Origin of the sequence: Acidovorax sp. 99, from assembly GCF_003096455.1 — a bacterium.
Taxonomy (GTDB): domain Bacteria; phylum Pseudomonadota; class Gammaproteobacteria; order Burkholderiales; family Burkholderiaceae_C; genus Acidovorax; species Acidovorax delafieldii.
The window spans coordinates 3,334,854-3,360,861 of record NZ_QEKU01000001.1 but is presented as its reverse complement, the minus strand read 5'-3'; the positions used below and the strand labels follow the sequence as shown (position 1 = coordinate 3,360,861).

Sequence of the window (26,008 nt, the reverse complement as noted above, 5' to 3'; positions counted from 1 at the left end):
TAGCGCTATCGGCCAAAAAGGCCTCACACACCCTTCCATCACCCGGTAAAGGCGCCCTCTGCACACTCGGCGCCCCTTCAGTCCCGGTACCGCACCAGGGCCCACAGCGTGGGCCGCTCCCCGGTGCGCAGCCCGGTCTGCACCGTGCCGGTAAAGCTCCAGCGCCGGTCCTGCGACTCCCAGCCATGGGCCAGGGCCAGGCTCCAGCCCGGGGCGCGTTGCACAGTGTTGGCCTCGTCGCTGTAGCGCATACCGCGCCAGGTCAGGCGCAGCAACGAAAAGCTGCGCGCCTCATGGCGCCATGTGGTCTGGCCCAGCACCACGTGGCGGGCAAAGCCGGGCAGCCAACGCCCCTCCAGACCCGCCCCGGTGTTGCGCGATGTGGCGTGGATGTAGCTGCCCAGCACGCTCCAGCGCGGACCTAGCAAATGGTTGACGGACACTGTGGCCTGCGCCAGCTGCCCCTGCCCGAAGACAGGCGTTTCCTCATAGGTGTTGAGCGTGGTCTGGGCATTGAGCACCACGGGGGCGATGGTGGCCACGTTGTCGAACAGCGCCCCCGTGTTCTGCGCAAACAGGCGACCGTTGGCGGCCACCAGGTTGCTGATGCGCTGCCCCGACAGGCTGGCGCCCCAGAAGGTGGTGGCGCTGGCCTCCCAGTCCAGTTGCACCGCGTGCTTGCGGGCGTAGCTGCCCGCCAGCAGGTACTGGTTGTCCACGGCAATAGCGCCCGTGGCGACGGGCGACAGGGTGTGCGTGCCGGGCGCTCGCACGCTCTCCTGCCAGGCCCAGTGCAGGGCGCGGCCCGGGCCCAGGCGCAGGCTGGCGCCCAGGCGCGGCAGCAGCCGGTGGCGGTGCGCCGCGCCGTCGTCCTGCACGGGCAGCAGGTCTTGTCCCGTCGCTGTGTCTGCATAGCGGTCGCGCTGCCGGGTGGTGAACCGGGGCCAGTACGCCTCGGCCATCCAGGTCCAGGCACCGCTGCGCCATTCGCCCGCCACCCAGGGCATGTGGTAGCGCTCGGTGTTGGCGCGCGGCGTGGTGATGCCGGGGTCAGAGATCGCGCTGACGGTATCCCTGTCCACGCCCTCCCAGCCCACGCTCAGGCGGTGCGCGCCCCACAACACGGTGTGGCGCAGGAACAGGCCCTGCTCGTCACTGGCATAGCGGTAGTCCTGGGGGCCCCAGCGCGCATCGTCCAGCACCAGGCCGGAGGTCTGGCGCCCGCTGTGCACCTTGAACCAGGTCTGGCTGTCGGCGGACCAGCGCCACGCAGCGCCCAGGTCGGTGCGGCGGGTGTGCGTCTCGGCGCCGCCGGTGAAGGTGATGCCGTTGCCAAAGTCCAGCCCCTGCGGAAAGCGGTAGCGCAAGGTGGTGTCACCGTGCAGCGCGAACAGCGACAGGCTCTCGTTGGGCCGCACACCCAGCGCCAGATCCACTCCGGGCGATGACAGGCGGTACTGCGTGGTGGCGGGGCCTTCGCGGGGCCACATCTGCACGTCGTTGGCCCGCACCAGCCAGGCCACAGGCACGTTGCTGGCGGCAAAACCACGGTAGCCCACATCTGCTGTGGCGTTGTGGCGCAGCTGGTTGCGTTCAGCGCTCGCGCCCATCGACCATTCAGTGCCTGCAGACAGCAGGAGCGGCGCGCGCTTGTCGCTGGCGCCAAACACGGTGGGGTCGGTGAGGTAGCCCTGGAACAGCTCGGAGCGGCGGCTGAAGTCGCTCTCGTACCGGTCGGCCAGAAAAAAGTGGCTGCCGGCCCACAGCGGGTAGTACGACGCACTGGCGTAGGCCCGTGCCCAGTGCTCCATGCCGAAGTCGCCCAGCGCCTTGCCCAGGTTGGCAGAGCCCTGGCTGTCCGAGGCCAGCGGGTTGAGCGACTTCAGGTAGGGCAGCCGGGTGAGTGCCTCGCGCGCTGCGGCCATGGCCGCCACGGGCTCGCCGCTGTCGTTGCGCAGCATGGCCTCCACCTGCCAGGGCAGCGGGTCGCGCGCGTCAGCCAGGCGTGCTCGGCCCAGCGCGTCCAGCGCTGCGGCGCGCTCGCCCAGCGTGTATTCGGCCACCGCCAGCCACACCTGTGCGCGGGCGTATCGCGGCTCAATCACCAAGGCCTTGAGCAGCGCGGTGCGGGCAGCCTCGGCATCGCCCTGCCGCAGGGCCAGCAACCCGGCGGCTGCCAGGGCCACATAGTCGTCGCCCGACTGCACCAGGGCGGCATCCAGGGCGGTGCGCGCCTCGGCAAGGCGCAGGGCTTCGATGGCCGCCGTGGCGGCTTCGCCCCAGTAGGCCGCTTGGTCTGGCGACAGGGCCACGGCCTGCGCCAGTGCACTGCGGGCCGCGCGCAGGTCTCCGCGCTCTTGCAATGCGCGGCCCAGCCCTGCCAGGGCGGCGGCCCGCTGCGCATCGCCCTCCGCGTGGGTCACCGCCTGCCGGTACAAGGCCAGGGCGGCGTCCCCCTGCCCTTGCAGCCGGTGCCAGTCGGCGTCGGCCTGCAGCAATGGCGCAAAGCCGGGCGACCCGGCCCGCGCGGTATCCAGCCACGTGCGCGCTTCTGGCAGGCGGTCCAGCGCCATCAGCAGGTCGGCCCGGCCCGCAGCGGTACGGGGATCTCGCGTGCGCTGCCAGGCCAGGGCCAGGCGCTGCTGCGCGGCGTCGGGCTGGCCGTCCAGCACCTCCAGGTCCGCCAGGGCCAGCTCGACCACCGCCCCACCATCGCCCTGCGCCGACAGGGCCCGCAACAGGGCACGCGCCTGGGCCCATTGCCCCGCCTGTAATGCGGCGCGAACCTCTGCCAGAGCGGGTGGTGCCGTCTGAACGGGCTGGAACTCGGTCCAACGCGTCAGGTCGCCCGGGTAGGCGGCCACCCACTGCACCCGCTCCCGGGGGTTGACCAGCAGGCGCTTGACAGGCGCCTGGCCGGGCTCGGCCACGCCCTGCTCGGCGGGCCCCAGTTGCACGCTGCCCAGGTCGTTGCGCAACTCCACAGCGCCGGACAGCACGGTGAGCGTGGTCCGCCCCGTTCCATCCACCTCCACGTCCCAGTCGGTACCCCGCACCACGGCCAGCGCTGCAGGCGTTTGCAGTTGCAGGTTGGCCGGGGCCTTCTTGGTGCGCGCCCACAGCCGGCCCGCAGCCAGTTCCAGCAGGGTGCGCGCTGGCTGGGCCTCGCACAGCCTCAATTGCGCGTTTGCCGACATGCGGATCTGCGTGCGGTCCGCCAGCAGCAATGCGGCGGATGACAACGCCAGTGTGCGCATGTCGGCGCCCGGGCCCAACGGCTGGGCGAGCGTGGCAGGCAGCCAGGGCTGGGTGCCGGGGGGGCGCGTTTCGCCTTGCCCGCTGAGCGCCACAATTTGCGCAGCCACTGCGTCAGGCGCCAGAGGTACACCGGCACATTGCGCGCTGGCACTGGCAGCACTCCAGGCCGACAGGGCGACACCCACCGGCGTAAGCCACACCAGGCGTGACGGGGATGACACAGGAGGGATGGGCATGGTGGGCCTCTCTGGGGGAGTCTTGCGCCGGGGACTCAGGTCTTGTCCAGCGCCAGCGCGGTGAATACGGGGGTGGCGCCAGTTGCAGAGCCGTCCGCCTGGGCCTGCACCCGGGCCTGCCAGCGCAGCGCCTGCCCGTGCCACTGCGGGGCATGCGCTGCCGCGTGTGCGCACGCATCGGCACAGCACTGCAGGGCCTGCGCCCAACGCGCAGCCTGCCAATGGCCCCGCAGCGTTTGGCTGATGGAGGCCAGCGTGGTGTCACCGCACGGGGTGTACACATCCACGCCGGTGCTGCGCCCGGCCAGCACCACGGTGTCCAGCCACATCAGCAAAGCCTCTGGGGCACCACCCGCCTGCTGCGCTTCCATCGCATCGCGCGTGGCGCCCGACAGCAGGATGCCTGTACCAAAGGCCTTGTTGGCCCCCTCCAGCCGCGCGGCAGTGTTCACCGCATCGCCCACGGCGGTGTACGTAAAGCGCTCATGCGACCCCAGGTGTCCCACCGCCGCCTCGCCCGTGTGCAAGCCAATGCGCAGTTGCACCTGGGCAAACGGTGTGCCCTGCCACTGGGCCCGCAGGTCCACCATGTCGGCCTGCATGGCCAGTGCGCAGGCCAGAGCCCGGTCCGCATGCCGGGTATCAGGCAACGGTGCGTTCCAGAACGCCATGACGGCGTCGCCGATGAACTTGTCCAGCGTGCCACCGTGCTGGTGCACCGTGTGGGTCATGCGCGAGAAGTAGGCATTCAGCGCCTGGGCCACGGCCTCGGGCGGCAAGTGCTCGCTGGCGGCGGTGAAGCCTGCCAAGTCAGAGAACAGCAACGTCAGCACACGGCGCTCGCCATGCAGTTGCGGCTGGGCTCCGTCGGCCACCAGGGCGTCGACCACAGCGGCAGGCACGTAGCGGGCAAAGTCCGCGCGCAGCTGTTCGCGGCGGCGGTGCTCGCGCCAGTAGCTGTCGGCTGCACCCACGTTCAAATGCAGTGCCACGCCCGCCAGCGTGGGCAGCGCCGTCCACCACACCCCTGCCAGGTAGGCCCACAGCCCACCCAGCAGGGCCAGCACTGCCAATGCTGCGCTGAACAGCACCGCCCGCCCACCGCGCCAGCGCCGGGTCAAAGCGGCCACACAGCCCACGGCCAGAATGGCCTGCAGCCAAGGGCCTGCCGGGTGGGCGGACACCACCCAGTCCCCCGCCAAGCCGTTGACCAGGGCCGTAGCGTGCACCAGCACGCCGGACTGCGTGCCCGCGCCCAGTGCACGCAGGGGCGTGGCGAACTGATCCACGCCATCCACCGGCGTGTTCTGCCCCAGCAGCACCAGGCGCCCCTGAACGGCTGCAGGCGGCAGCGCCCGGCCGGCCTCCAGCGCCTGGGTGTAGTGGGCATAGGGCAGCGGGACTTCTGGGGCGTAGTAGCGCAGCAGTGCACCCGGCGGTGGGGACTGAAAACTGCGCCCGCCGCTGCGCGCCAGCTCCTTCCACAGGGCATCGCCCTGGGTGGGCGCAAGGCGCAGCACACCGTCATCGTCTGGCTGCACGGCCACACTGCCCTGGCGTGCCATGGGGAAGACCGAGGGCACGGTCTGCCGGTATTGAGCTACCTGCGAGGTGTTCACCGCCACATCGGCTGCCGCCAGCACCACTGGCATGCGCCCTTGCAGGGCCGCCGCAAGCGCGGCATCATCCTCAGAGGACTGTGGCGCGGCAAACAGCATATCGATGCCCAGCGCCGAAGCGCCTGCCGCAGACAAGGCCTGGACCAGTTGCGCGTGCAGGCGGCGCGGCAGGGGCGGGGTCAGGTTCAGCGCCGCCAGACTGGGTTCGTCCAGCCCGACCACCAGGACGCCCACATCGGGCGGCGGCGCAGCGGTCCAACTGGCCAGCAGGTCATGCTCCAGCCGCTGCAGCGGCGTCCACACCGGCAGAGCGGGCAGCAGCGCCATGAAGCCCAGCGCGAGCAGTACCCGCAACGCCCAGGGCCGCCAGGCGTCTTGTGTAACCGGTGCTCGCGTACTTGCACTTGCCATCCCGCCCCTCCACCGCTGCATGCAGCAGTGCACGCAGCACCCACTGTAGTGGCTGTGCCTGCGCGTGCACAGTGGGGGCTTACACGCATGACTCGCGCCATGGCCGCCCCGCACAACACCTATGGGCAGCCACCGGGCATGTGCGTAAACTGGTCTTTTGATCGGTTTGGGAGACTTCCATGAAACTGCTATGTGCCTCCGTGTCCGTGCTGGCCCTGCTGGCGGGCTGCAATGCCACCAACCCCTACGGCCCATCGGGCCCCATGGCCTCGGGCCGCGACCGCACCTTCAGCGTGCCGGTCTATGGGCCCGACACTTCCCAGGCGTATGCGGCGGCCAGCCGCGAATGCCAGCGCATGGCCTTGCACGCCAAACTGTTGCGCAACGATGGCTCGCGTCTGGTGTTTGAATGCGTGAGCGAGTTGCAGGACAAGCCTTGAGGCCAGCGGCCCCACCAGCGTGCCGCCGCTGGGCGAGCGGTGCGGCCTTGCTGGCGCTGTCCGCGCTGCTGGCAGGCTGCCAGCACACACCGTCCACCCAGGCGGGTACGGTCACGTCGCCCTGGGTCAACAGCCTGGGCATGGCCTTTGTCCGTGTGCCTGCGGGCACCTTCTGGATGGGGGGCGTGCCCCCCGTCGAAACGCTGGAAAAGAACTTCCCGCTGCTGGAGCGCAAGCGCCTGACCGACCTGGCAGATGAATCGCCAGCCCACGAGGTGCTGATCACCCGTGATTTCTACCTCGGCCAGCACGAGGTCACGGTGGGGCAGTTCCAGCGCTTCCTGGAGGCGTCCGGCTACCGGCCAGAGTCTGAGGCCGACGGCACGGGGGGTTATGGCTACAACCCCGCCTACGACCCGGCCACCACGCGGCGCGGCGATGCGTTCGAGGGGCGCGACCCGCGCTACTCGTGGCGCAACCCCGGCTTTGCGCAAGGGCCGGTTCATCCGGTGGTGAACGTGACCTGGAACGACGCGCAGGCCATGGCCCAGTGGCTCAGCCGCACCGAGGGCCACCGCTACCGGCTGCCCACCGAGGCGGAGTGGGAATACGCCTGCCGCGCGGGCAGCCGCAGCCTGTACCCGCATGGTGACAACCCGCAAGAGCTGGTCTCAGCGGGCAATACCTTCGACCAGGCCGCAGCCCCTCAGTGGTCACGCTGGCGCCAGCATGCGCTGGCAGGCAATGACGGATACGCGTTTACCGCGCCGGTAGGCCGCTTTGCCCCCAATGCCTTCGGGCTTTACGACATGCTGGGCAACGCCTGGGAGTGGACGGGCGATTGGCATGGCGACACCTATTACGCAGAGTCTCCACGCAATGACCCCACCGGTCCGGCCGAGGGCAGTGTGCGTGTGCGCCGGGGCGGCTCGTGGCACACCTGGGCGCTCTATGCACGCTGCGGCTACCGCAACTGGAACAGCCCGGAGACGCGCTACACGCTGGTCGGCATGCGACTGGTGCGTGAGATTACGGCAGAGCCACCCGCGCGGTGACCACCACGGGCCGGGAGGGTTAACAAATGTCAAATCCCCTCTCGCTCCGCTCGGCGCGAGCCCGCGCCGTGGTAGTTATCGCCAATAATCCGCAGTTCGATTTTGGATGGGGAGAACCATGCGCATAGCCGCTTTGGACGACGATGCGCTTCAGCTGGATCTGATCAAGCAGGCCACGGAGGCGATGGGCCATGTGTGCCATACCCACCTGACCGGTGCGGAGCTGATGCGTACGCTGCGCCGCGAAACCTTTGATCTGCTGATCGTGGACTGGCACCTGCCCGACACCACAGGGCCCGAAGTGGTGCGCTGGGTGCGCCAGAACGTTGCGGCCCGCGTGCCCATCCTGTTCGTCACGCACCGCCAGGAGGAGCGCGATATTGTGGAAGGCCTGGGCAGTGGTGCGGATGATTTCATGGTCAAGCCCGTGCGCATCGGCGAACTCAATGCCCGCGTGGCCGCCCTGCTGCGCCGCGCCTACCCCGACAACACCGGCGGCGTGATGGAGTTTGGCCGCTACCGCTTCCTGCCCGAAACCCGGTCCATCGAAATGGACGGAGTGGCGGTGGAGCTGAAGAACCGCGAATACGACCTCGCATTGTTCCTGTTCCAGAACATGGGGCGACTGCTGTCGCGCGATCACCTCAAGGAAGTCGTCTGGGGCCAGGTGGCCGATGTGATGTCGCGCTCGCTGGATACCCACATGTCGCGCCTGCGCACCCTGCTTGACCTGCGCCCCGCCAACGGTTTCATCGTGACAGCGGTGTATGGCGTGGGCTATCGTTTTGAAGCCGTCGAAGCCCAGCACAAAGGCTGAAGGCCGCGATAGAGTCCGGCGGGCTCTGCCACCAGCAAGCCTGCCCGTACCGTGCCCCATGAAGGAGACATGACTTGATCACCCCCCTGCCGTTTCGCATGCACTCGCTTGCTGCAGCCCTGTTGTGCCTGGCGGCGAGCACGGCCTTCTCGGCCCAGCCGGTCGCTACCCCGGCAGCCCCCCAACAAGGCGATGAAATTGCCCACGCCGTGAAAGAGGGCGACACCCTGGAAGGACTGGCCCGCAGCTACCTCGCCAACCCGCGCCAGTGGCCGTTGCTGCAAGCACGCAACAAGGTGGCAGACCCCAAGCGTCTGCAGCCAGGCTCGTTGATCTTCATCCCCGTGCGGCTGCAGCCCAGCGAATCGGCCACCGTGCAGTTTGTGCAGGGCGAGGTCACGGCGCAGGCGCGGGGCAGCGGCACGACCGCCCCCATTGCGACCGGCAGCAAGCTGGAAGAAGGCACCGAGCTGAAGGTGGGCCCCGAGTCGTTCGTGGCAGTGCAGCTGGCCGATGGCACCGTGGTGCGGGTACAGGCGCAGTCCGAGCTACAGCTGCGCCAGCTGCGTCGGCGGGGGCGCGCAGGCAGCGTGCAGTCAGTGCTGGAGATGCACAAGGGCGGCGTGGAATCGACCGTGCCCCCCAGCGCCGAGCCCCTGCGCCGCATGGAGATCCGCACACCGCTGGCGGTGACCAGCGTGCGGGGCACGCAGTTCAGCGTGGCACTGGCCGATTCGGGCCAGACCACGGCGTCGGTAGAGCATGGCTCGGTCGCGGTGCAATCGCGGCGCGACACTGACAGCGAGCCCGGCGCTGCACTCAAGGCGCCGACCGCGCTGCTGGCTCCGGGCCAGGGTCTGGCAGTGGCCACGGATGGCACGGTGGGCGCCCCCCGCCCTTTGCTGCCCGCCCCCGATACCTCCGGCATGCCCACCACACTGGGCGATGCGGGACTGCTGGCCATCGACCTGCCCATGGCCTCCGGGGCCACCCGGTATGTGGCGCAGGTGGCACAGGACCCGGCGTTCACCCAGGTGCTGCGCCATGGCAGCTTCCCCGACGGCCGTCTGCGCTGGAAGGCGCTGGACGATGGGCGCTACTACCTGGCCGTTCGGGCACTGGACGATGCCGGCATCGCGGGCCTGCCCGCCGTGCAGCCGTTCACCGTCAAGACAAGCCCGGTCGCACCGCTGTACCAGCACCCTGCGCCCGGCGCCGTCGTACCCAGTGGCGCGGCCGAGCTGCGCTGCACGGAAGTCCCCGGCGTGCGCTGGTACCGCGTGCAGGTGGCCGCCGACGCCCAGTTCACCCAGCCCCTGCGCGACGAGCAGCGCCTGACCGAATGCCGCCTGCCCCTGGGGGCGCTGCCCGCAGGCAGCTACTTCTGGCGCATCGCCAGCCTGCTGGCGCTGCCCGACGGGCAAGCAGACCAGGGGCCGTTTGCACCGCCACAGCCTTTCACGGTGGCCGACCGGCCGACCGCCTTGTCCCTGCAAGCCCTGCAGGCGGAGGACGGAGACCCGACCGTGCGCCTGCACTGGCCTGCCCAGGCGGGCCAGCGCTTCCGGCTGCAGCGCACTGTGGCTGCCGATCTGGACTTCGCCAAGGTCGCAGAGGACACCGTGCTCGACGCCCCGACCTGGACGGCCAGCAACCTCGCTGCCGGCGAGTACCTGGTGCGCATCCAGGTACTGGATGCCAGCGGGCTGGAGAGCGATTTCTCCCCCCCGCGCAAGATCCGCGTGGGCACTGGCATCCGCACCGGTGCGGGTTTGCCGGTGTCCACCAGCAGCGGCACGCCCGTGGGGCGCCCTTGAGCGGGGCATGGAGCCCGTCCAGCCCAGCCGTGCGGGTCGTACCAGCGCGCGCAGCGGCCCTGGCATGCGCTGAGCAGACGCCCCGCATCCCACCACCCCTTTCATGCTGACCATCGCCCACCTGCGCCGCCGCCGACGCCGCTTGGAATGGGCGCTGCTGGCCTGCGCGCTGATGGCGCTGGTGGCCTGGCTCAGCACCGCGGATAGCCTGAGCCGCGTCAACCACCTGTTGCAGGATGCAGGCATGCGACTGGTCTCGCGGCCCGCACACCCCGACATCGTGATCGTGGCCATCGACGACGCCAGCATTGCCGCCATCGGCCGCTGGCCCTGGCGCCGGGCGCTGCATGCCGAGCTGATCTCGCGCCTGACCACCCAGAACCCCCGTGCCATCGGCATGGACGTGCTGTTCAACGAAGCCGACCTGGACTATCCCGAGGACGACGTGCTGCTCACCGACGCCATCCGGCGCAGCGCCCATGTGGTGCTGCCCGTGCTGCGACGCGGCTATGGCCCGGTCAGCAACCAGACCGACCTGCCCTGGCCCGCCTTTGCCGAGGCTGCCGCCGGCCTGGGCCATGTGCATGTGGCGCCCGACAGCGATGGCGTGGTGCGCAGCCTGTACCTGTTGGAAGGCCCGGCGGCCGCCCCCTGGCACCACTTCAGCACCGCGCTGCAGTGCGTGGCAGACCGGCAACCAGCGGCCACCTGCGGCCGCTCGCCCGCCAGCGCCACCGACACCAGTCCCTGGCAGCGCGCTGAGCCCACGCTCATCGCCTATGCCGCCGGGCCATCGCCCTTCACCACCTACTCGTACATCGATGTGCTGCGCGGCCAGGTGCCGGCCGGGGCACTGGACGGTAAGTACGTGCTGGTGGGCGCAGCAGCCTCGGGGCTGGGCGACATGTTTGCCACCCCCGTCAGCCAGCAGTCGCGCCTGATGCCGGGCGTGGAGGTGGTGGCCCATGTGCTGGATGCCCGCCTGGCCGGCGAACGCATCCTGCGTGCACCGCAGGCACTGAACATCGCCTTCAACCTGGTGCCAGTGGCCTGTGCGCTGGTGGCCTTGCTGCTCATTGGCCCCCTGGCCGCCTTGCTGACCAGCGCCGGGCTGGCCCTGGCCACCTTGCTGCTGAGCATGGCCCTGCCCTGGTGGGCAGGTCTGCAGTTCGCTCCGGCCGCCGCCTTGCTGGGCTTGGCGCTGGCTTACCCACTGTGGAGCTGGCGGCGCCTGAGCGCGGCTGCGCACTTTCTGCGGCTGGAGATGGAGAACCTGCAGCGCCAAGGCCTGGCCATGCGCTTGCGCAGACGGCCCGGAGACTCCGCCGACTTTCTGGAGCGCCGCATCAACGCCGTGGAGCGCGCATCCCGCCAGCTGCGCGACCTGCACCAGTTCGTGAGCGAAAGCCTGCAGCAGTTGCCCTCACCCACCATCGTCTGCGCCCCCGACGGTGAAATCCTGCTGGCCAACCAGGCGGCCCGCCAACACCTGGGTGGGCCCGCCCAGCCCTCCTTGCAGCGCCTGTCCGTGGTGGACCTGCTGGCCGACCTGGTGCAGACAGGGACTCAAGAGCCGATCGTTACCCAGGCAGCCTTGCAACATGCTGCCTTGCCAGAACAGACCGAGGGCACCGACGCCCGGGGCCGCAGCCTGTTGGTGCAGTGCAAGCCTTTCACCAATCTGGCCAATGCAGGCTGGCTGCTGACCCTGGTGGACCTGACCGAGATGCGCCGTGCGCTGCAGCAACGCGACCAGGCGATGCACTTCATCTCGCACGACATCCGCGCGCCCAACGCGTCCATCCTGACGCTGCTGGAGATGCAGCGTGCCTACCCCGGCCGCCTGTCGGACCAGGAGTTGCTGGAGCGCATCGAACGTTATGCACAGGCTTCGCTGGGCATGGCCGAAAGTTTTGTGCAACTGGCCAGCGCGCAGACGCAGGAATACCGCATGGCGCCGCTGGACCTGGCCGCCCTGCTCTCTGAAACCACCGACGACCTCTGGACCCTGGCCCGCGACCGCAACGTGGACGTGCGCACGGTGTCCACCCCAGACACTGCGCCCTGCCTGGGCGACCGCGCCCTGCTGTCCCGCGCGCTGACCAACGTGATCCACAACGCCATCAAGTTCAGCCCCGATGGCAGCACGGTGCAGTGCGCCATCGTGGCGCGGGGTACGCACTGGGTGGTGTCGGTACGGGACCAGGGCCCGGGCATTGCCCCCGAGCAGCAAGGCCGTCTGTTCACGCCCTACCAGCGGTTGCACGACCACAGCCACCCGGCCATCGCAGGGGTCGGCCTGGGCCTGGCACTGGTGCAGACCGTCGTGCTGCGCCACGGCGGTGCGCTGGAGGTGGACAGCGACGTAGGGCGGGGGGCCGAGTTCCGGCTGGTGCTGCCGCAGTGGCTGGATGCGCCGCCGGACGACGACGAGCAATAGCTAGCGGCGAGGGGCTGACTGCGACTGCAGAAAATCGAGCACCGCCCGGTGGTCGCCCTGGAAAACGATGCGATCAGCCCGGCTTTGCCGCTGGTAGGCATACATCGGGTCGTAATAGTCGCGCATGAGTGCAGCAATCCAGCCGCGGTGCAGAGACAGGTCACCCTGATTGCGTTGCTGTACCAGCGCTGCCTGCATCGACCCACGAAGCGCCTGGTAGCGGTCACCCCCAAGGCGCTTGGCGAGTTTGCCCAAGCTATCGAGCAACCGCGCTGCAAACAGGTCGAGACCCGCCACCTCGCCATGGACGGCCACAAAATCTGCGCACTGCTGCCACACATAGTCGCGCAAGATGCGCTCCACACGGGCATCGAAAGCGTCCTCCAGGCAGACGATGGGCACCTGCTCCAGCCGCTGCCGCAGCTCCAGGGGCACCGAGCAGCTGCCCACATGGCGCCCCTCGTCCTCCAGCACAAAAGTCGCATGGCCCCGTGCTCGTTTCTTCAGCACGTCGATGGCCAGCCGGTTCTCAAAATCGATCTGCGTCGGCTGGCCGCTCACGCGCTGACCAAAACTGGAGCCACGGTGGTTGGCATGGCCTTCCAGGTCCAAGCCGTTGGCCAGTTGCGCAATCACCTCGGTCTTGCCGGTGCCGGTCAGGCCACTGAGCACCACAAACCCACACTCCGCCGCCGCAGCCTGCGTGGTGCCGATGAGGAAACCCCGCATGGCCTTGTAGCCCCCCACCACCCGGGGGTAGTCCATGCCCGCTTCGTTCAGCAACCATTGCTGCACGATCTGCGAGCGCAGCCCGCCACGAAAGCAATACAGCACGCCTTGTGGATGCGCCTGCGCAAACTGCGCCCACGCCTCAATGCGCTGGCGCTTGATGCCGCCAGACACCAGCTGGTGCCCCAGCGCAATCGCTGCCTCCTGGCCCTTGTGCTTGTAGCAGGTGCCCACCTGCTGACGCTCGCCATCGTCCATCAGGGGAAGGTTGGCAATCCCAGGAAACGCGCCCTGCCCAAACTCCACCGGCGCGCGCACATCCATCATGGGCACATCGTTCAGGAAGATGTACCGGTAGTCCGTCAGGTTGTCGGGCATCAGCGCAACTCGACGGCAAAGGCCTGTCGCGGGGTGAGCTGGCCGATGGGCTGCAGCGCCAGGCCCAGTTCCGCGGCCACCTGCAGGAACTCGGCCTCGCCCTCCGGACTCACGGCCACCAGCAGCCCCCCGCTGGTCTGAGGGTCGCACAACAAGTGCTTTTGCACCTCGGTCAAGGGCGCAATCTTCGCGCCGTAGCTGTCAAAGTTGCGCAGCGTGCCGCCGGGCACACAGCCCTGGTCCATGTAGTAGTCCACTCCTTCCAGGCGGGGTACTGCCGCGTAGTCAATCACAGCGCTCAAGCCGCTGCCCTCCGCCATTTCGACCAGATGCCCCAACAGGCCGAAGCCGGTCACATCCGTCATGGCCTTCACGCCCGCCAGTCGGCCGAATCGACTCCCTGGCTGGTTGAGCGTGCACATCAGGTCGCGCGCCACGCCCACATCCTCGGGCCGCAGCTTGGCCTTTTTTTCGGCGGTGGTCAGGATGCCGATTCCGAGGGGCTTGGTGAGATAAAGACGGCAACCCGCCGTGGCCGTGTCGTTACGCTTGAGGTGGCGCTTTTCGACGATGCCCGTCACCGCCAGGCCGAAGATGGGCTCCGGCGCATCGATGGAGTGCCCGCCTGCCAGGGGAATGCCCGCCGCGTCGCACACCGCACGCCCTCCGCGCACCACCTCACGCGCCACCTCGGGCGGCAGCACATTCACCGGCCACCCCAGGATGGCAATGGCCATCAGCGGATCAGCCCCCATGGCATAGATGTCGCTGATCGCGTTGGTGGCAGCAATGCGCCCGAAGTCGTACGGGTCATCCACGATGGGCATGAAAAAATCGGTGGTGGACACCACGCCGCGCTCCGCATCCAGGGCATACACCGCCGCATCGTCGCGCGACGTGTTGCCCACCCAAAGCCGGGGGTCCAGGTGCTGCGCCCCGCTGCCCGCCAGGATCACGTCCAGCACCTTGGGGCTGATCTTGCAGCCACAGCCGGCGCCGTGGCTGTACTGGGTCAGGCGGATGGGGGGTGTTGTCAAGGTGTCTGGGAGCATGCAAGGTTCTTTCGTGGCATCAGGCGCGGGCCGCGCAACCCGTATTCTGGCGCTGCAGGGAAATGCGGCCATGCATCGCAATCAATACCCTGTCATTCCCGCATCTGCATGGTGATGTCCACACAATGGCGAATCTGCGAGTCTCTTCAACCGCAGCGCCCGAAGCGGGCTATCCAGCTGCCTGAAGTGTTCCTGCAGCCCCAAAGAAAAAGGCCCTGTGCTATCGATTAAATAGCTACAGGGCCCTGATGCTGGCGGAGAGGGTGGGATTCGAACCCACGGTAGTGTTGCCACTACGCCTGATTTCGAGTCAGGTACATTCGACCACTCTGCCACCTCTCCTGTGTGTCGAAGCCTTCGATTATAGCCAGATTTTCAGGGCTTGAGCACAGCGGTGCCGCCCAGGTAAGGGCGCAGCACCTCGGGCACCATCACGCTGCCGTCGGCCTGCTGGTAGTTTTCGAGCACTGCCACCAGCGTGCGGCCCACGGCCAGACCCGAGCCGTTCAGGGTGTGCAACAGCTCGTTCTTGCCTTGGGCATTCTTGAAGCGGGCTTGCAGGCGGCGGGCCTGGAAGGCTTCGCAGTTGCTCACCGAGCTGATCTCGCGGTAGGTGTTCTGCGCGGGCAGCCACACTTCCAGGTCGTAGGTCTTGGCGGCGCCAAAGCCCATGTCGCCGGTGCACAGGCTCATCACGCGGTAGGGCAGGCCCAGCTTTTGCAGCACGGCCTCGGCGTGGCGGGTCATTTCTTCCAGCGCTTCATAGCTCTTGTCGGGGTGCACGATCTGCACCATTTCGACCTTGTCGAACTGGTGCTGGCGGATCATGCCGCGCGTGTCGCGGCCGTAGCTGCCCGCTTCGGAGCGGAAGCATGGCGTGTGGGCCGTGAGCTTGATGGGCAGGTCGGCCTCGGCCACCACCACGTCGCGCACGAAGTTGGTCAGCGGCACTTCGCTGGTGGGGATGAGGTACAGCGCCGCGTTGTCGGGCACGGGTTCGCCGTCCTGACCGCCCTTTTTGGCGGCAAACAGGTCGCCCTCGAACTTGGGCAGCTGGCCCGTGCCCTTGAGCGAGTCGGCGTTCACTGCGTAAGGCACGTAGCACTCGGTGTAGCCGTGCTCTTGCGTCTGCACATCCAGCATGAACTGGCTGAGAGCGCGATGCAGGCGGGCGATAGAGCCCTTCATCACGGTAAAGCGCGAGCCGGAGAGCTTCACGCCCATGTCGAAATCGAGCCCCAGCGGGGTGCCCACATCGACATGGTCCTTGACTTCAAAATCGAACTTCGCAGGCGTGCCCCAGCGGCGCACTTCCACATTGCCTGCTTCGTCGCTGCCCACGGGCACGGATTCGTGCGGCAGGTTGGGCACGGCCACCAGCATGGCTAGCAGCTCGGACTGGATCTGTTCCAGGCGCGCGGCGGATTGCTCCAGCTCCGCCTTGCCTGCGGCCACCTGGGCCTTGACGGCTTCGGCGCCGTCCTTGTCACCCCGGCTCATCAGCATGCCGACCTGCTTGGACAGCTGGTTGCGCTGGGCCTGCAGCTCTTCGGTGCGGGTCTGCAGCGTCTTGCGTTCGGACTCCAGGGCCTGGAAAGCGGAGACGTCCAGGAAGGCCTGGGGCTTTTTGCGGGTTTCCAGCCGCGCGATGGCGGTGTCGAGGTCTTTGCGGAGGAGAAGAATGTCAAGCATTGCAGGATTTTAAGGGGGTGGTCGGCACAGGCTCAGGCAAGGCTGGCAGGGTCAAAGTTGGCGCCGCAGAGAATCAGGGCCACCGTCTCTTGCGGCTGGGGCTTGTAGGCGCCGGTTTGCAAAGCTGCCAAGCCCAGCGCGGCGGCGGGTTCCACGGCCAGTTTCAGCTCCTTCCACAGCCACAGCTGGGCCGCGCGGATGGCGTCGTCGGGCAGCAGCAACGCATCGTGTACGTGACGCTGGCTCACTGCCCAGCTGATCGCCCCCATCCGGCGGGCACCCAGCGAGTCAGCGGCCACGCCGCCCACCTCCACATCCACCGGCTGGCCCGCAGCCCGCGCAGCGTGCAGGGTGGGTGCGCGTTCGGGCTCCAGCGCCACCACATGGGCGCGGCTTTCCACCCATGCGGCCACACCGCCGATGAGGCCACCACCGCCCACGCTGACCAGCACCGTGTCGGGCAGGCGGCCGCCCTGCTCTTCCATCTCCAGCGCCAGCGTGCCCGCGCCGGCCACCACTTCGGGCTGGTCGTAGGCATGGGCCTGCAAGGCCCCAGTGGTCTTCTGGCGGGCCACGCAGGCTTCAAAGGCTTCGGAATACGCAGCGCCGGTGACGACCACCTCTGCCCCCAGGGCGCGCAGGCGGGCGCGCTTGGCCTCTGGCGAGACCTCGGGCACAAAGACCTCGCAGCGCACGCCCAGGGCCTGGGCGGCCGCCGCCACCGCAATGCCCGCGTTGCCGCCCGAGGCGATGATCACGCCGCTCTCAGGCACCGGGTTGGCCAGCAGCCGGTAGAGCATGCCGCGCGCCTTGAAGCTGCCGCCCACCTGCAGATGCTCCAGCTTGAGCCAGACCTCGGCACAGTCCACGCCCAGGGACTTGCCGGACAGGCGCATCAGCGGCGTGGTGCGCAAAAAGTCGGGCTGGGTGGCCAGTTGGCGGCGGGCTGCGGCAATGGCGGCGCGGTCGATCATGCAGGGGCTCCGGATGGCAGGTGGTGTCAAAAGAAGGGGCAGTGTAGGGGCTGCCCGCAACATGCAGACACAACGTGGACTGCACGAGCGCCCCACAACTGCCGATAACATGGCCAAAGCAGTTCCAACCCCACCCGTCCGGCGGTTCTGCACACAGGAGAAAAGCATGTTCTTTGTGTTCGGCCCGTCGGGCCAGATGTACCGGGGCGGCCCCGAAAACCTGGCACGTATCTCTGCGGTGCGCAGCGTGCAGCGCCCGCAGGCCCTGCGCACGCGGGCCATGGACGCACAAGATGGCCAGCCAGGGCCCGTCTTCACGGCCCCGCCCCGCCCCACTGCGGCCGACACCAACGCTGCTGCGCCTGCGGCTATCGTCAACCTGCGCATGCACGACGCGGTGAGCGCCTACGCACAGACCGAGCAAGGCCCCCAGGCCAGCACCCGCCAGCCGTTGACCAAGGTGAGCGATGTGATGACCACCGGCGGCGTGAGTGTGGCGCCCGACGTGCGTGTGAACGATGCCTGGCAGACCCTGGCCGAGCACAAAGTGGCGCAGGCGCCCGTCGTCGATGTGCTGGGCCGCGTGATCGGACTGCTGCTGAGGGCCGACATGGCGCCACTGGACTTGCTGCCCGAGCCCGGCGCCGTCAAACAGGCCATCGACCTGGCCCGCCGCCCGGTGGCCGAGGTGATGGTGAGCCCGGTGCCCACCGTGTCACCCGACACCGAACTGCGCCGCGTGGCCGCCGTGCTGCTGGACACCGGCCTGCCCGGCCTGCCGGTGACGGACGAGGCGGGCGTGCTGTCGGGCTTTATCTCGCGCACCGACATCCTGCGCGCCGTGGCAGCCGACCCGCCACTGGACCTGTGGAGCGGGCCCGCCGTGCACTTGTAAGGGGATATTTGAATGAAAATGGCCGCTGGCGCTAGAAGAATATGCGCCATCCGCTATCAATTCAGGAGTGAATAAAAAGGGCGCCTGTTGGCGCCCTTGCACGATCACCGGCGGCCCTTCACGCCACCGTCAGTGCGCCGATGGACCTGTCTCTGGCGTGCGCTCCCGAATCTCCAGCCCCGTGGCCGCGTCGATCTTGAGCCCCTTGGGCAGCGGGAACTTGATGGTTTCCTCGATGCCCGCCATGGTGCGGACCGACACAGCGCCCAGCGCCTTGATGCGGTCGATAACCTGCTGTACCAGAATCTCCGGCGCGGAGGCGCCCGCCGTGAGCCCCACGCGCGAACGGCCCTTGAACCATTCGCCCTGCAGCTCGTCAGCACTGTCCACCATGTAGGCGGTGGTGCCCAGCTTGGCCGCCAGCTCTCGCAGGCGGTTGCTGTTGGAGCTGGTGGGACTGCCCACCACGATCACCACATCCACCTGCGGGCTCAGCACCTTCACGGCGTCCTGCCGGTTTTGCGTGGCGTAGCAGATGTCCTGCTGCTTGGGTTCGCGCACATTCGGAAAGCGCGCCCGCACGGCGGCAGAGATTTCAGCCGCGTCGTCCACACTCAGCGTGGTCTGCGTGACCACGGCCAGTTTCTCGGTCTGCGCGGGCTGCACGCGGGCCACGTCCTCCACGTCTTCCACCAGGTGGATGCCGTGGTCGAGCTGGCCCATCGTGCCCTCCACCTCGGGGTGGCCCTTGTGGCCGATCATGATGAACTCGTAGCCTTCTTTGGCGAGCTTGGCCACTTCAACGTGCACCTTGGTCACCAGCGGGCAGGTCGCGTCAAAAATGCTGAAGCCACGCGCCTCGGCCTCTTGCTGCACCGCCTTGCTCACACCGTGGGCGCTGAAGACCAGCGTGGCGCCCGGCGGCACGTCCGACAGCTCCTCAATGAAGATCGCGCCCTTGGCCTTGAGGTCGTTCACCACGTAGGTGTTGTGCACGATTTCGTGGCGCACATAGATGGGGGCGCCAAACTTCTGGATGGCGCGCTCCACGATCTCGATGGCGCGGTCCACACCGGCGCAAAAGCCGCGCGGCTCGGCCAGCAGGATTTCTTTCGGCGCCAGCATCACAGGATCCCGATCAGCTGCACTTCAAAGGTCACGGGCTGGCCCGCCAGCGGGTGGTTGAAGTCGAACAGCACGGCGCCGTCTTCGCGCACCTGCATCACGGCGCCGGCGTAGCTGCCCTGGCCGTCGGGCGTGGGGAACTGCACCACATCGCCCACGCTGTACTTTTCGTCGGGGTCGCCCAGCTCGTTCATCAGCTTGCGCGCCACCCACTGCTGCATGTCGGGGTTGCGCTCGCCAAAGGCCTCGCCCGCAGGCAGCTCGAACGTGGTGCGCGTGCCCTCGGCCAGGCCCAGCAGGCGCTGCTCCATCGCGGGCGACAGCTCGCCCGTGCCCAGCGACAGGGTGGCCGGCTTGTCGGCAAAGGTGTTGATCACATCCCCCGCCGGGCCAGCCAGGCGGTAGTGCAGCGTGAGAAAGGAGCCCGGCTGCACGGTGGGAAGGGGGGTGGAAATAGAGGTCATGAGAGTCCCGATAAACTGCCCCGATTGTAGAAAACCGGGGAAACCCCTATCGGCTGGGTCCATCGGTGCCCTGCCCCGCACGTACTTTCCTCGCGCCATGCCCCTCAAAGACCTGCCCGCCGACGCCCAGCCCCGCGAAAAACTGCTGGCACGCGGCCCCGCTGCACTGGCCGATGCCGAGCTGCTGGCCATCCTGCTGCGCACCGGCATCGTGGGCAAAGGCGTGCTGCAGATGGCGCAGGAGCTGCTGGACCCGCCCGGTATCGACCCGGACACGGGCGCCGTCACTGGCGGCTTTGGCGGCATTGCCGGGCTGCTTCACACCAGCGCGGCCGACCTGGAGCGCATCAAGGGCCTGGGCCCGGCCAAACGCGCCGAGCTGGTGGCGGTGCTGGAGCTGGCCCGCCGCGCCCTGGCCCAGCAGTTGCGCGAGCGCGAAGTGTTCGACTCGCCCGACACCGTCAAGCATTACCTGCAGCTGCACCTGGCCGCCAAGGGGCACGAGGTGTTTGCGGTGCTGTTTCTCGATGCGCAAAACCGCCTGCTGGCACTGGAGGAGCTGTTTCGCGGCACGCTCACGCAGACCAGCGTGTACCCGCGCGAGGTGGTGCTGCGCGCCCTGCACCACCAGGCCGCCGCCGTGGTGCTGGCCCACAACCACCCGAGCGGCAGCGTACAACCCAGCCGTGCCGATGAGGCGCTGACCCAGACCCTGAAGACCACGCTGGCCCTCGTGGACGTGCGCGTGCTCGACCATGTGATCGTGGCACCGGGCCAGGCGCTGTCGATGGCTGAAAAGGGCCTGGTGTGACCGCCCCAGCCCCCACACCCGCCCAGCCGCCCACGGCCCTGCAAGCCGCGCTGGCGCGTGCTGCGCGCGCTGTTCCCGGCAAGGCGCCCCCGGTGGAAGCCACAGCCGCCGCCCCGGCCCCCAGCGCACCCCGGTCCGCCCGGCGCGCAGGCCTGGCTGACAAAAAGGCAGCCGCCAAGGCAGCGATGCGCCCGCTGCGCCAGGCCCCCGCCGGGCCCACAGCCGCAGCGAGCCCCTCACCACCCCGCCGCCGAGCCCCTCCGGCCCCGCGCCGTGCGGGCGAGCGCATCACCCAGCTGCAGGACCTGGCCACCGTGGCCCGCCGCCTGCGTGAAGAGCAGGAGCGCCGCGAGGCCGAAGACAAAGCCCGACGCGAAGCGGCAGCACGGGCCGAAGCCGAGCGCCACCTCTTCAGCCGCAGCGTGGGCCCCGTCACCCCACTGCGCAACCCGAATGTGGCGCGTCTGCGCCGCCACCAGCCGCCGCCGCTGCCGGTGCAGCACTGGCTGGACGAGGAACGGGTGCTGCTTGAATCCATCAGCGACGACTTCGACGTGAGCACCCTGCTCGACACCGACGACCAGTTGAGCTTTCGCCGCCCAGGCATTGGTGTGGAAGTGACGCGCCGCCTGCGCTCTGGCCACTGGAGCATCCAGCGCCAGCTGGACCTGCATGGCCTGCGCGTGGACGAGGCGCGCGAAGCGCTGGGCGACTTCATCCGTCATGCCCACAAGACGGGCCTGCGCTGCGTGCGCGTGGTGCATGGCAAGGGGTTGGGCTCGCCCGGCAAAAGCCCCGTGCTCAAGGGCCGCGTGCAGCGCTGGCTGGTGCAGAAGAACGAGGTGCTGGCCTTCGTACAGGCGCGACCCATGGATGGGGGCGCAGGGGCGCTCGTGGTGCTGTTGCAACCCGTTCTACGCAAAAATTCATGAAAAATAGCTGCAAGCGCTACATCCATATGCGCTTGCAGCTATCAAAAGCAGAGCATTTCAGAGCCCTACAGCAGGCTGCTCCATAGCGGTGCTACGAACGCATGCACCGCCGCGGCCTCCGTAACAGGAGGGGGACGACTACTTGGACAGGTCCACGCCGTACTTAGACGTGCCCTTGCCCGACCCGTCATCGGCCGCCAGCAGCGACACATTGCCCAGCCCGGCCGCCTGCGCCACGCTGAGGCCATTGGCGCCCGAGCTGAACACCACCGGACCCGCCACCGTGACCTTGGCAAAGCGCCAGCTCTTGGCAGCGCCGTTGGCCGCGCGGGTCACTGCCGGGTTCTTGCGGATGTAGTCGATGACCACATCGCGGTTCGCGTCGGGCGAGGCCCAGATGGTGCCCGAGCCGTCGAGCTTGTCGATGAAGCTCTTGCCGCTGGTGGCGCGGTAGTTGTTGGTGGCGATCACGAACTCCTGCGCCACATCGATGGGCTTGCCCAGGTACGTCAGGTTCTTGATGCGGCTGCCCACGGGCTGGGTCACGTCGATCTCATACTGCATGTCCGCCGTGGTGAACATGTCGAAGTTGTAGCCCGGGAAAGTGCTGATGAGCTGCTGCTCGGTGGTCTTGGCCGGGTCGATCTGGTTGAAGCGCTTGGCAGCGGCTTCGAGCCAGTTCTTGATGTCCGCGCCGTTCACCTTCACCGCGTACACCGTGTTCGGGTAGAGGTACAGGTCGGCCGCGTTGTTGATGGCCAGCGGGCCCGCGGCCACGTCGGTGTAGTCGGCTCCGCCCTGGAAGCCGCTCTTGAACGGTGCGCTCACCGACAGCACGGGCAACGCAGCGTACTGCGGCAGGCTAGCCTTGATGTAAGCCGCCACATAGGCCTGCTGTGCCTGGTTCACGATCTGGATCGCGCCGGGGTCACCCACATCAGCAAACAGCGTGCTCATGCGGAAGTCAGTCTGGCCGATCGGTGTCTTCACATACTGGATCGCAGCTTGGTGCTGGGTCTCTATCAGCGGGGCGATGGCGGGGTCTGCATCCACAGTCACCGTGGCGCCAGCGGCATTCTTGCTCTGGGTGTTGCGCAGCTCGCTCTTGCTGGCGGACTTGTTGACCACCCACTTGCTGCCGTCCCACTGCAACGCCAATTGCACCACGCCCAGGGCCTTGCCCCAGGAGCTGGCCATCACGGCAGGTACACCGTTCACCGTGCCCGCCTTGTGGTCCACACCGGGCAGGTTGAAGCTGGGCGTGGCTGCGGTGTCGGGGAACACGCCGTGCTGGTGGCCCATCACCATGGCATCAATGCCCGCCACCTTGGACAGGTACAAGCCCGGGTTCTCCATGGTGGCCGAGTAGGCGGCACTATCGAGCCCGCCGTGCAACAGCGCTACCACGATGTCGGCGCCCTTGGCGCGCAGCTCGGGCACGTACTTGTTAGCGGATTCCACGGCGCCTTCCGTGTAGACCTTACCTTCCAGGTAGCGCTTGTCCCAGTTCATGATGCCGGGGGTGGTGAAGCCAATCACGCCAATTTTGATCGGCAGCTTCACTTCCTTGCCATCGGTGCCCTTGGCCACCAGCGTGCGTTCCAGCAGTGTGTAGGGCTGCACCAGCGGTTTCTTGGTCTTGTTGCTGTACACGTTGGCCAGCACGGCGGGGTAGCCTGCGCCTGCGCATTTCTTGGTGGCATCGACCCCATCCACGTCCAGCCCGCCACCCAGCACCTGGTTCAGGAAGGGCAGGCCGTAGTTGAACTCGTGGTTGCCCAGCGTGCCCGCATCAAAGCCCAGCGCGCCCATGGCCTTGTACATGGACAGCTGCTGCGTGCAGGGGATAGGGCTGATGGTGGCCTCGTAGTCGGCCAGTGCGGTGCCCTGGATGGTGTCACCGTTGTCCACCAGCAGCGTGTTGGCAAACTCCTTGCGGGCCGCGCGCACCAGCGTGGCCGTGCGCTCAAAGCCGTAGCTTTTGTCTTCGGCCAGCTTGAAGTAGTCGTAGCTGCGCACGTTGAAGTGCAGGTCGGTGGTCTCCAGCACGGCCAGCGTGGCCGTGGCGCCCGCGTTGCTGCTGGCGTTGTCGCTGCTGCCGCCGCAGGCAGCCAGCGACGCGGCAAGTGCTACCACACCCAGTGCGGCGACACGGCGTGAAACCTGCGAAGGGGAAATCAGAAAACCCAGAATGCGTTCAGACATGAACAGTCCCTGTTGGAAACAAGGGACCGAGTGTCTGGGCCGGGTTTGACAGCGGTGTGACGTGGCAACGTCGATGCAACACCCTCGCCGCACGCGGCAGTCAGCGGGCCTCGTGGCAGCTCAATCGATGCGGTGCACGTCGCCGTTGTGGGGTGAAGCACTCTCGTGGAACAGGTCTTCCAGAAACTGCACAAGTTCATGCTCTTCGACAAAGTCGGGGATCACAAAGCCCGAGGGCGTGCGCTTGCCGTCAGCGCCCACGCGGTAGGCCTGCCACAGCGCGCCTTCGCGGCGCACCTCGACGATGCGGCCGAACACATTGAACCGCGGGTACCCATGGGCTTCCGGCTGTTGAGCAGGTGTGGGGAGTGGTTCAGCGGCGGTCATAGGATGTTGTCCAGACGCGGGGGGATCCGTCAGGCTCGCACCGAGGCGATCAAGTCCACCTCCACCGTCGCGTTCTTGGGCAGCTGCAGCACCCCGACCGACGTGCGGGTATGGGCGCCAGCATCTCCCAGCACGGCAAACAGCACCTCCGACGCGCCATCGGCCACCTCACTTTGCTGCGTGAAGGTGGGCGCCGACTGCACATACACGGTAATGCGCAGGATGGATTGCACGGCATCCAGCGAACCCACGGCGCGCTGCAGCAGCGCCAGCGCGCGCATCGCGCAGACCTTGGCGGCCTTTTGCGCATCGGCCAGCGAGGCCCCGGCCCCCGCCGCGCCCGTGACGACTACCGTGTCGCCCACGCGCGGGATCTGCCCACTCAGGTAGATGTGGTGGCCGTCACGCACCAGCGGGACGTAGTTACCACCAATCTTGATCTCGCCATCAAAGCGGTAGCCCAGTGCCTGGGCCTGTTCCTCAAATCTCGCATCGCGTGACATGAACATGGGTCTCCAAAAAAAACTGCAGTCTTCGCTGCGGGCTACATGAAGCGCGCAAAAGGGTCTACCAGCGAGGCGATCGACACGGTGCCGGCAGTCCCACCCTCGTCACGCCGCGCCGATTCATGCCCTGCCGGCACGGGCACGGCGGGCAAGGGCTGCATGCGGCGGCCATACAAGCGCTGCACGCGGTCGTCGAGCGTGGGGTGGGTGTCCAGCCAGCGCTCCATGCGGCTGCGGCCGGGTACGTCCACCAGCAGCATGTGCTGCACAGCCGGGTGGGCCAAGCCGGTGTGGACGGGGTTCTCGGCATACCCGGCCGGGGTGTCGCGGCGCTGGGCCATGACCTTGCGCAGCACACCACCCAGGCCATCGCGGCTGCGGGTCCATTGCACCGCGCGTGCGTCGGCCAGATATTCGCGCTGTCGCGATACGGCGGCCTTGAGCATGCGGCCGGTGAGCCAGCCCGCAAAGCCCGCCACCATGATGGCCGAACCGAACCACCAGGCCAGGCCCCGGCGCTCGCGCATCGTGTCGCCAAAGTTGTAGACCAGTTCCAGCCCGAACACCATGCCCGCCAGGCGCATCTTCAGGCGAGTGTCGCCCTCGTGCAGATGGCTCAGCTCATGCGCCACCATGCCCTGCATCTCTTCGCGGGTGAGGTAGTCCAGGGCGCCCTGCGTCACGGCAATGACGGCGTCGCTCTCGTCCCACCCGGCAGCGAACGCATTGATGGCATCGGTGCGCGGCATGACCATGACCTGCGGGCGCGGCATGTGCGCGGCAATGCACAGCTCGTCCACGATGTTGGACAGCCGCTGCTCGGCGTGCGACAGCGACGGGCGCAACTCGCGCGCGCCCACACGCTGTGCCAGCTTGACACCGCCTGCGCGCAAGTTGGACGTCTCCACCCACCAGCCGCCCAGCACCAGCATCAGCGAGACCCCCACATTGGCGGCCAGAAAACCTTGTGGGAAGGGCAAGTGCACGGGCAGCACCGCCACCATCAGCCACCAGGCCAGCGCCAGGGCCGCATGCACGGCCGCTACCAGAACGACCACAGCGAAGGCAAAACCCAGCAGCAGGCGACGCGTCTCGCTGCGCGCGTTGTGCTGGTGATCCCAGAACTTCATGGATGTGGCAGTGGAAGGGTCAGAACTTCACCCGGGGCGCGGCGCGCTCTTCGTCGGACTGCGTGGACGCCAGCATGGGCGCGGGCGCAAAACCCAGCAGGCGCGCGACGATGAGGTCCGGGAACTGCGCCGCCGCATCGTTGAACTCCAGCGCCTGGTCGTTGTAGGCCTGGCGCGCAAAGCCCAGGCGGTTTTCGGTGCTGGTGATTTCTTCGGACAGCGACTGCATGGTGGCGTCGGCCTTGAGTTCAGGGTAGCTCTCGGCCACCACCATCAGCCGGCCCAAGCTGCCGCCGAGTACGCCCTCTGCCGCTGCCAGCGCGCCCATGGCGCTGGCGCTTTGCGGTGCGGCACGCACCGCTGCAGCCGCGCCCTGCGCCTGGCTGCGGGCCTTGATGACGGCCTCCAGCGTGGCGGCCTCGTGCGCGAGATAACCACGTGCCACCTCCACCAGATTGGGAATCAGGTCATACCGGCGCTTGAGCTGCACATCGATCTGGCCAAACGCGTTGGCAATGCGGTTGCGCAACTGCACCAGCCGGTTGTAGACCGCCACAGCCCACAACCCCACAGCGACCAGCACAACGACCACGACCCATGCAGTTGCCGACATACCCCACCTCCTGAATTTGTTG

General features: G+C 67.9%; 21 protein-coding genes and 1 tRNA gene. 8 read left to right on the top strand and 14 right to left on the bottom strand.

Annotated features, from left to right (window positions below):
* Window positions 1–77: 77 nt before the first annotated feature.
* Both C8C95_RS15655 and C8C95_RS15650 read right to left on the bottom strand, forming a co-directional pair.
* On the bottom strand, window positions 78–3,494 hold the full coding sequence (locus C8C95_RS15655; RefSeq protein ID WP_116749181.1) for a FecR domain-containing protein: 3,417 nt from the start codon (window positions 3,492–3,494) through the stop codon (window positions 78–80).
* A 35-nt stretch (window positions 3,495–3,529) separates the two neighbouring features.
* Window positions 3,530–5,524: a CHASE2 domain-containing protein gene (locus C8C95_RS15650; protein WP_165836548.1), complete on the bottom strand. Its 1,995-nt coding sequence runs from the start codon at window positions 5,522–5,524 to the stop codon at window positions 3,530–3,532.
* A gap of 179 nt (window positions 5,525–5,703) precedes the next feature.
* Between C8C95_RS15650 and C8C95_RS15645 the strand changes: the two genes are divergently transcribed.
* The 5 genes from C8C95_RS15645 to C8C95_RS15625 all read left to right on the top strand — a co-directional run bounded on the left by C8C95_RS15645 (window position 5,704) and on the right by C8C95_RS15625 (window position 12,093).
* Complete coding sequence (locus C8C95_RS15645; RefSeq protein ID WP_015013035.1) at window positions 5,704–5,964, top strand: hypothetical protein; 261 nt, start codon at window positions 5,704–5,706, stop codon at window positions 5,962–5,964.
* Between the two features lie 140 nt (window positions 5,965–6,104).
* Window positions 6,105–7,019: a formylglycine-generating enzyme family protein gene (locus C8C95_RS15640; protein ID WP_243415779.1), complete on the top strand. Its 915-nt coding sequence runs from the start codon at window positions 6,105–6,107 to the stop codon at window positions 7,017–7,019.
* Between the two features lie 118 nt (window positions 7,020–7,137).
* Window positions 7,138–7,836 carry a response regulator transcription factor gene (locus C8C95_RS15635; protein WP_116749178.1) on the top strand — a complete coding sequence of 233 codons (699 nt, stop codon included), beginning with the start codon at window positions 7,138–7,140 and terminating at the stop codon, window positions 7,834–7,836.
* Window positions 7,837–7,910: 74 nt separating this feature from the next.
* A complete protein-coding gene (locus C8C95_RS15630) occupies window positions 7,911–9,653 on the top strand; it encodes a FecR domain-containing protein (RefSeq protein ID WP_116749177.1) in 1,743 nt (580 codons plus the stop codon).
* Between the two features lie 103 nt (window positions 9,654–9,756).
* Complete coding sequence (locus tag C8C95_RS15625; protein WP_116749176.1) at window positions 9,757–12,093, top strand: CHASE2 domain-containing protein; 2,337 nt, start codon at window positions 9,757–9,759, stop codon at window positions 12,091–12,093.
* On the opposite strand, the gene mnmH is transcribed toward C8C95_RS15625, so the two are convergent.
* The 5 genes from mnmH to C8C95_RS15600 form a co-directional block, all read right to left on the bottom strand.
* Window positions 12,094–13,200, bottom strand: a complete 1,107-nt coding sequence (gene mnmH / locus C8C95_RS15620) for a tRNA 2-selenouridine(34) synthase MnmH (RefSeq protein ID WP_116749175.1) — start codon at window positions 13,198–13,200, stop codon at window positions 12,094–12,096.
* Window positions 13,200–14,252, bottom strand: a complete 1,053-nt coding sequence (selD, locus tag C8C95_RS15615; protein WP_116749174.1) for a selenide, water dikinase SelD — start codon at window positions 14,250–14,252, stop codon at window positions 13,200–13,202. Before selD ends, mnmH begins: the two co-directional genes overlap by 1 nt.
* A 252-nt stretch (window positions 14,253–14,504) precedes the next feature.
* Window positions 14,505–14,594: transfer RNA gene (locus tag C8C95_RS15610), tRNA-Ser, on the bottom strand.
* A gap of 33 nt (window positions 14,595–14,627) precedes the next feature.
* Window positions 14,628–15,944: a serine--tRNA ligase gene (gene serS / locus C8C95_RS15605; protein ID WP_116749173.1), complete on the bottom strand. Its 1,317-nt coding sequence runs from the start codon at window positions 15,942–15,944 to the stop codon at window positions 14,628–14,630.
* A 32-nt stretch (window positions 15,945–15,976) separates the two neighbouring features.
* Complete coding sequence (locus C8C95_RS15600; protein WP_116749172.1) at window positions 15,977–16,918, bottom strand: threonine/serine dehydratase; 942 nt, start codon at window positions 16,916–16,918, stop codon at window positions 15,977–15,979.
* Between the two features lie 166 nt (window positions 16,919–17,084).
* Here C8C95_RS15600 and C8C95_RS15595 point away from each other — a divergent pair, with 166 nt between their 5' ends.
* A complete protein-coding gene (locus tag C8C95_RS15595) occupies window positions 17,085–17,813 on the top strand; it encodes a CBS domain-containing protein (RefSeq protein ID WP_116749171.1) in 729 nt (242 codons plus the stop codon).
* A gap of 129 nt (window positions 17,814–17,942) precedes the next feature.
* Here C8C95_RS15595 and ispH read toward each other — a convergent pair whose 3' ends face one another.
* Both ispH and C8C95_RS15585 read right to left on the bottom strand, forming a co-directional pair.
* Window positions 17,943–18,938, bottom strand: coding sequence for a 4-hydroxy-3-methylbut-2-enyl diphosphate reductase (gene ispH / locus C8C95_RS15590; protein WP_056060858.1), 996 nt, complete (start codon window positions 18,936–18,938; stop codon window positions 17,943–17,945).
* Window positions 18,938–19,402, bottom strand: coding sequence for an FKBP-type peptidyl-prolyl cis-trans isomerase (locus C8C95_RS15585; RefSeq protein ID WP_116749170.1), 465 nt, complete (start codon window positions 19,400–19,402; stop codon window positions 18,938–18,940). The genes ispH and C8C95_RS15585 overlap by 1 nt, the downstream gene beginning before the upstream one ends.
* 97 nt (window positions 19,403–19,499) lie before the next feature.
* Between C8C95_RS15585 and radC the strand changes: the two genes are divergently transcribed.
* Window positions 19,500–20,213: a DNA repair protein RadC gene (radC, locus tag C8C95_RS15580; RefSeq protein WP_056641656.1), complete on the top strand. Its 714-nt coding sequence runs from the start codon at window positions 19,500–19,502 to the stop codon at window positions 20,211–20,213.
* 152 nt (window positions 20,214–20,365) lie between these two features.
* On the top strand, window positions 20,366–21,145 hold the full coding sequence (locus tag C8C95_RS15575) for a Smr/MutS family protein (protein WP_243415778.1): 780 nt from the start codon (window positions 20,366–20,368) through the stop codon (window positions 21,143–21,145).
* Between the two features lie 138 nt (window positions 21,146–21,283).
* Here the strand turns inward: C8C95_RS15575 and C8C95_RS15570 are convergent, their stop codons facing one another.
* The 5 genes from C8C95_RS15570 to C8C95_RS15550 form a co-directional block, all read right to left on the bottom strand.
* Complete coding sequence (locus tag C8C95_RS15570) at window positions 21,284–23,350, bottom strand: bifunctional 2',3'-cyclic-nucleotide 2'-phosphodiesterase/3'-nucleotidase (RefSeq protein ID WP_116749168.1); 2,067 nt, start codon at window positions 23,348–23,350, stop codon at window positions 21,284–21,286.
* 120 nt (window positions 23,351–23,470) lie between these two features.
* Window positions 23,471–23,737 (bottom strand): hypothetical protein, encoded by a 267-nt coding sequence (locus C8C95_RS15565; RefSeq protein ID WP_116749167.1) that lies wholly within the window; start codon window positions 23,735–23,737, stop codon window positions 23,471–23,473.
* Window positions 23,738–23,766: 29 nt separating this feature from the next.
* Window positions 23,767–24,240: a RidA family protein gene (locus tag C8C95_RS15560; protein WP_116750307.1), complete on the bottom strand. Its 474-nt coding sequence runs from the start codon at window positions 24,238–24,240 to the stop codon at window positions 23,767–23,769.
* A gap of 41 nt (window positions 24,241–24,281) precedes the next feature.
* The gene (locus C8C95_RS15555) at window positions 24,282–25,373 is read right to left on the bottom strand and encodes a M48 family metalloprotease (protein WP_116749166.1); all 1,092 of its coding nucleotides are present in this window, start codon (window positions 25,371–25,373) and stop codon (window positions 24,282–24,284) included.
* Window positions 25,374–25,392: 19 nt separating this feature from the next.
* Window positions 25,393–25,986 carry a LemA family protein gene (locus C8C95_RS15550; protein ID WP_015012900.1) on the bottom strand — a complete coding sequence of 198 codons (594 nt, stop codon included), beginning with the start codon at window positions 25,984–25,986 and terminating at the stop codon, window positions 25,393–25,395.
* Window positions 25,987–26,008 lie beyond the last annotated feature (22 nt).

Excerpts from the sequence above, each read along its gene's own strand:
- mnmH (WP_116749175.1), bottom strand. The coding sequence starts at position 13,200 with ATGCCCGACAACCTGACGGACTACCGGTACATCTTCCTGAACGATGTG.
- C8C95_RS15600 (WP_116749172.1), bottom strand. The coding sequence starts at position 16,918 with ATGATCGACCGCGCCGCCATTGCCGCAGCCCGCCGCCAACTGGCCACC.
- C8C95_RS15595 (WP_116749171.1), top strand. The coding sequence starts at position 17,085 with ATGTTCTTTGTGTTCGGCCCGTCGGGCCAGATGTACCGGGGCGGCCCC.
- C8C95_RS15635 (WP_116749178.1), top strand. The coding sequence starts at position 7,138 with ATGCGCATAGCCGCTTTGGACGACGATGCGCTTCAGCTGGATCTGATC.
- C8C95_RS15585 (WP_116749170.1), bottom strand. The coding sequence starts at position 19,402 with ATGACCTCTATTTCCACCCCCCTTCCCACCGTGCAGCCGGGCTCCTTT.
- C8C95_RS15565 (WP_116749167.1), bottom strand. The coding sequence starts at position 23,737 with ATGACCGCCGCTGAACCACTCCCCACACCTGCTCAACAGCCGGAAGCC.
- ispH (WP_056060858.1), bottom strand. The coding sequence starts at position 18,938 with ATGCTGGCGCCGAAAGAAATCCTGCTGGCCGAGCCGCGCGGCTTTTGC.
- selD (WP_116749174.1), bottom strand. The coding sequence starts at position 14,252 with ATGCTCCCAGACACCTTGACAACACCCCCCATCCGCCTGACCCAGTAC.
- C8C95_RS15650 (WP_165836548.1), bottom strand. The coding sequence starts at position 5,524 with ATGGCAAGTGCAAGTACGCGAGCACCGGTTACACAAGACGCCTGGCGG.
- C8C95_RS15645 (WP_015013035.1), top strand. The coding sequence starts at position 5,704 with ATGAAACTGCTATGTGCCTCCGTGTCCGTGCTGGCCCTGCTGGCGGGC.
- radC (WP_056641656.1), top strand. The coding sequence starts at position 19,500 with ATGCCCCTCAAAGACCTGCCCGCCGACGCCCAGCCCCGCGAAAAACTG.
- C8C95_RS15550 (WP_015012900.1), bottom strand. The coding sequence starts at position 25,986 with ATGTCGGCAACTGCATGGGTCGTGGTCGTTGTGCTGGTCGCTGTGGGG.
- C8C95_RS15555 (WP_116749166.1), bottom strand. The coding sequence starts at position 25,373 with ATGAAGTTCTGGGATCACCAGCACAACGCGCGCAGCGAGACGCGTCGC.
- C8C95_RS15640 (WP_243415779.1), top strand. The coding sequence starts at position 6,105 with ATGGCCTTTGTCCGTGTGCCTGCGGGCACCTTCTGGATGGGGGGCGTG.
- C8C95_RS15625 (WP_116749176.1), top strand. The coding sequence starts at position 9,757 with ATGCTGACCATCGCCCACCTGCGCCGCCGCCGACGCCGCTTGGAATGG.
- serS (WP_116749173.1), bottom strand. The coding sequence starts at position 15,944 with ATGCTTGACATTCTTCTCCTCCGCAAAGACCTCGACACCGCCATCGCG.
- C8C95_RS15560 (WP_116750307.1), bottom strand. The coding sequence starts at position 24,240 with ATGTCACGCGATGCGAGATTTGAGGAACAGGCCCAGGCACTGGGCTAC.
- C8C95_RS15655 (WP_116749181.1), bottom strand. The coding sequence starts at position 3,494 with ATGCCCATCCCTCCTGTGTCATCCCCGTCACGCCTGGTGTGGCTTACG.
- C8C95_RS15570 (WP_116749168.1), bottom strand. The coding sequence starts at position 23,350 with ATGTCTGAACGCATTCTGGGTTTTCTGATTTCCCCTTCGCAGGTTTCA.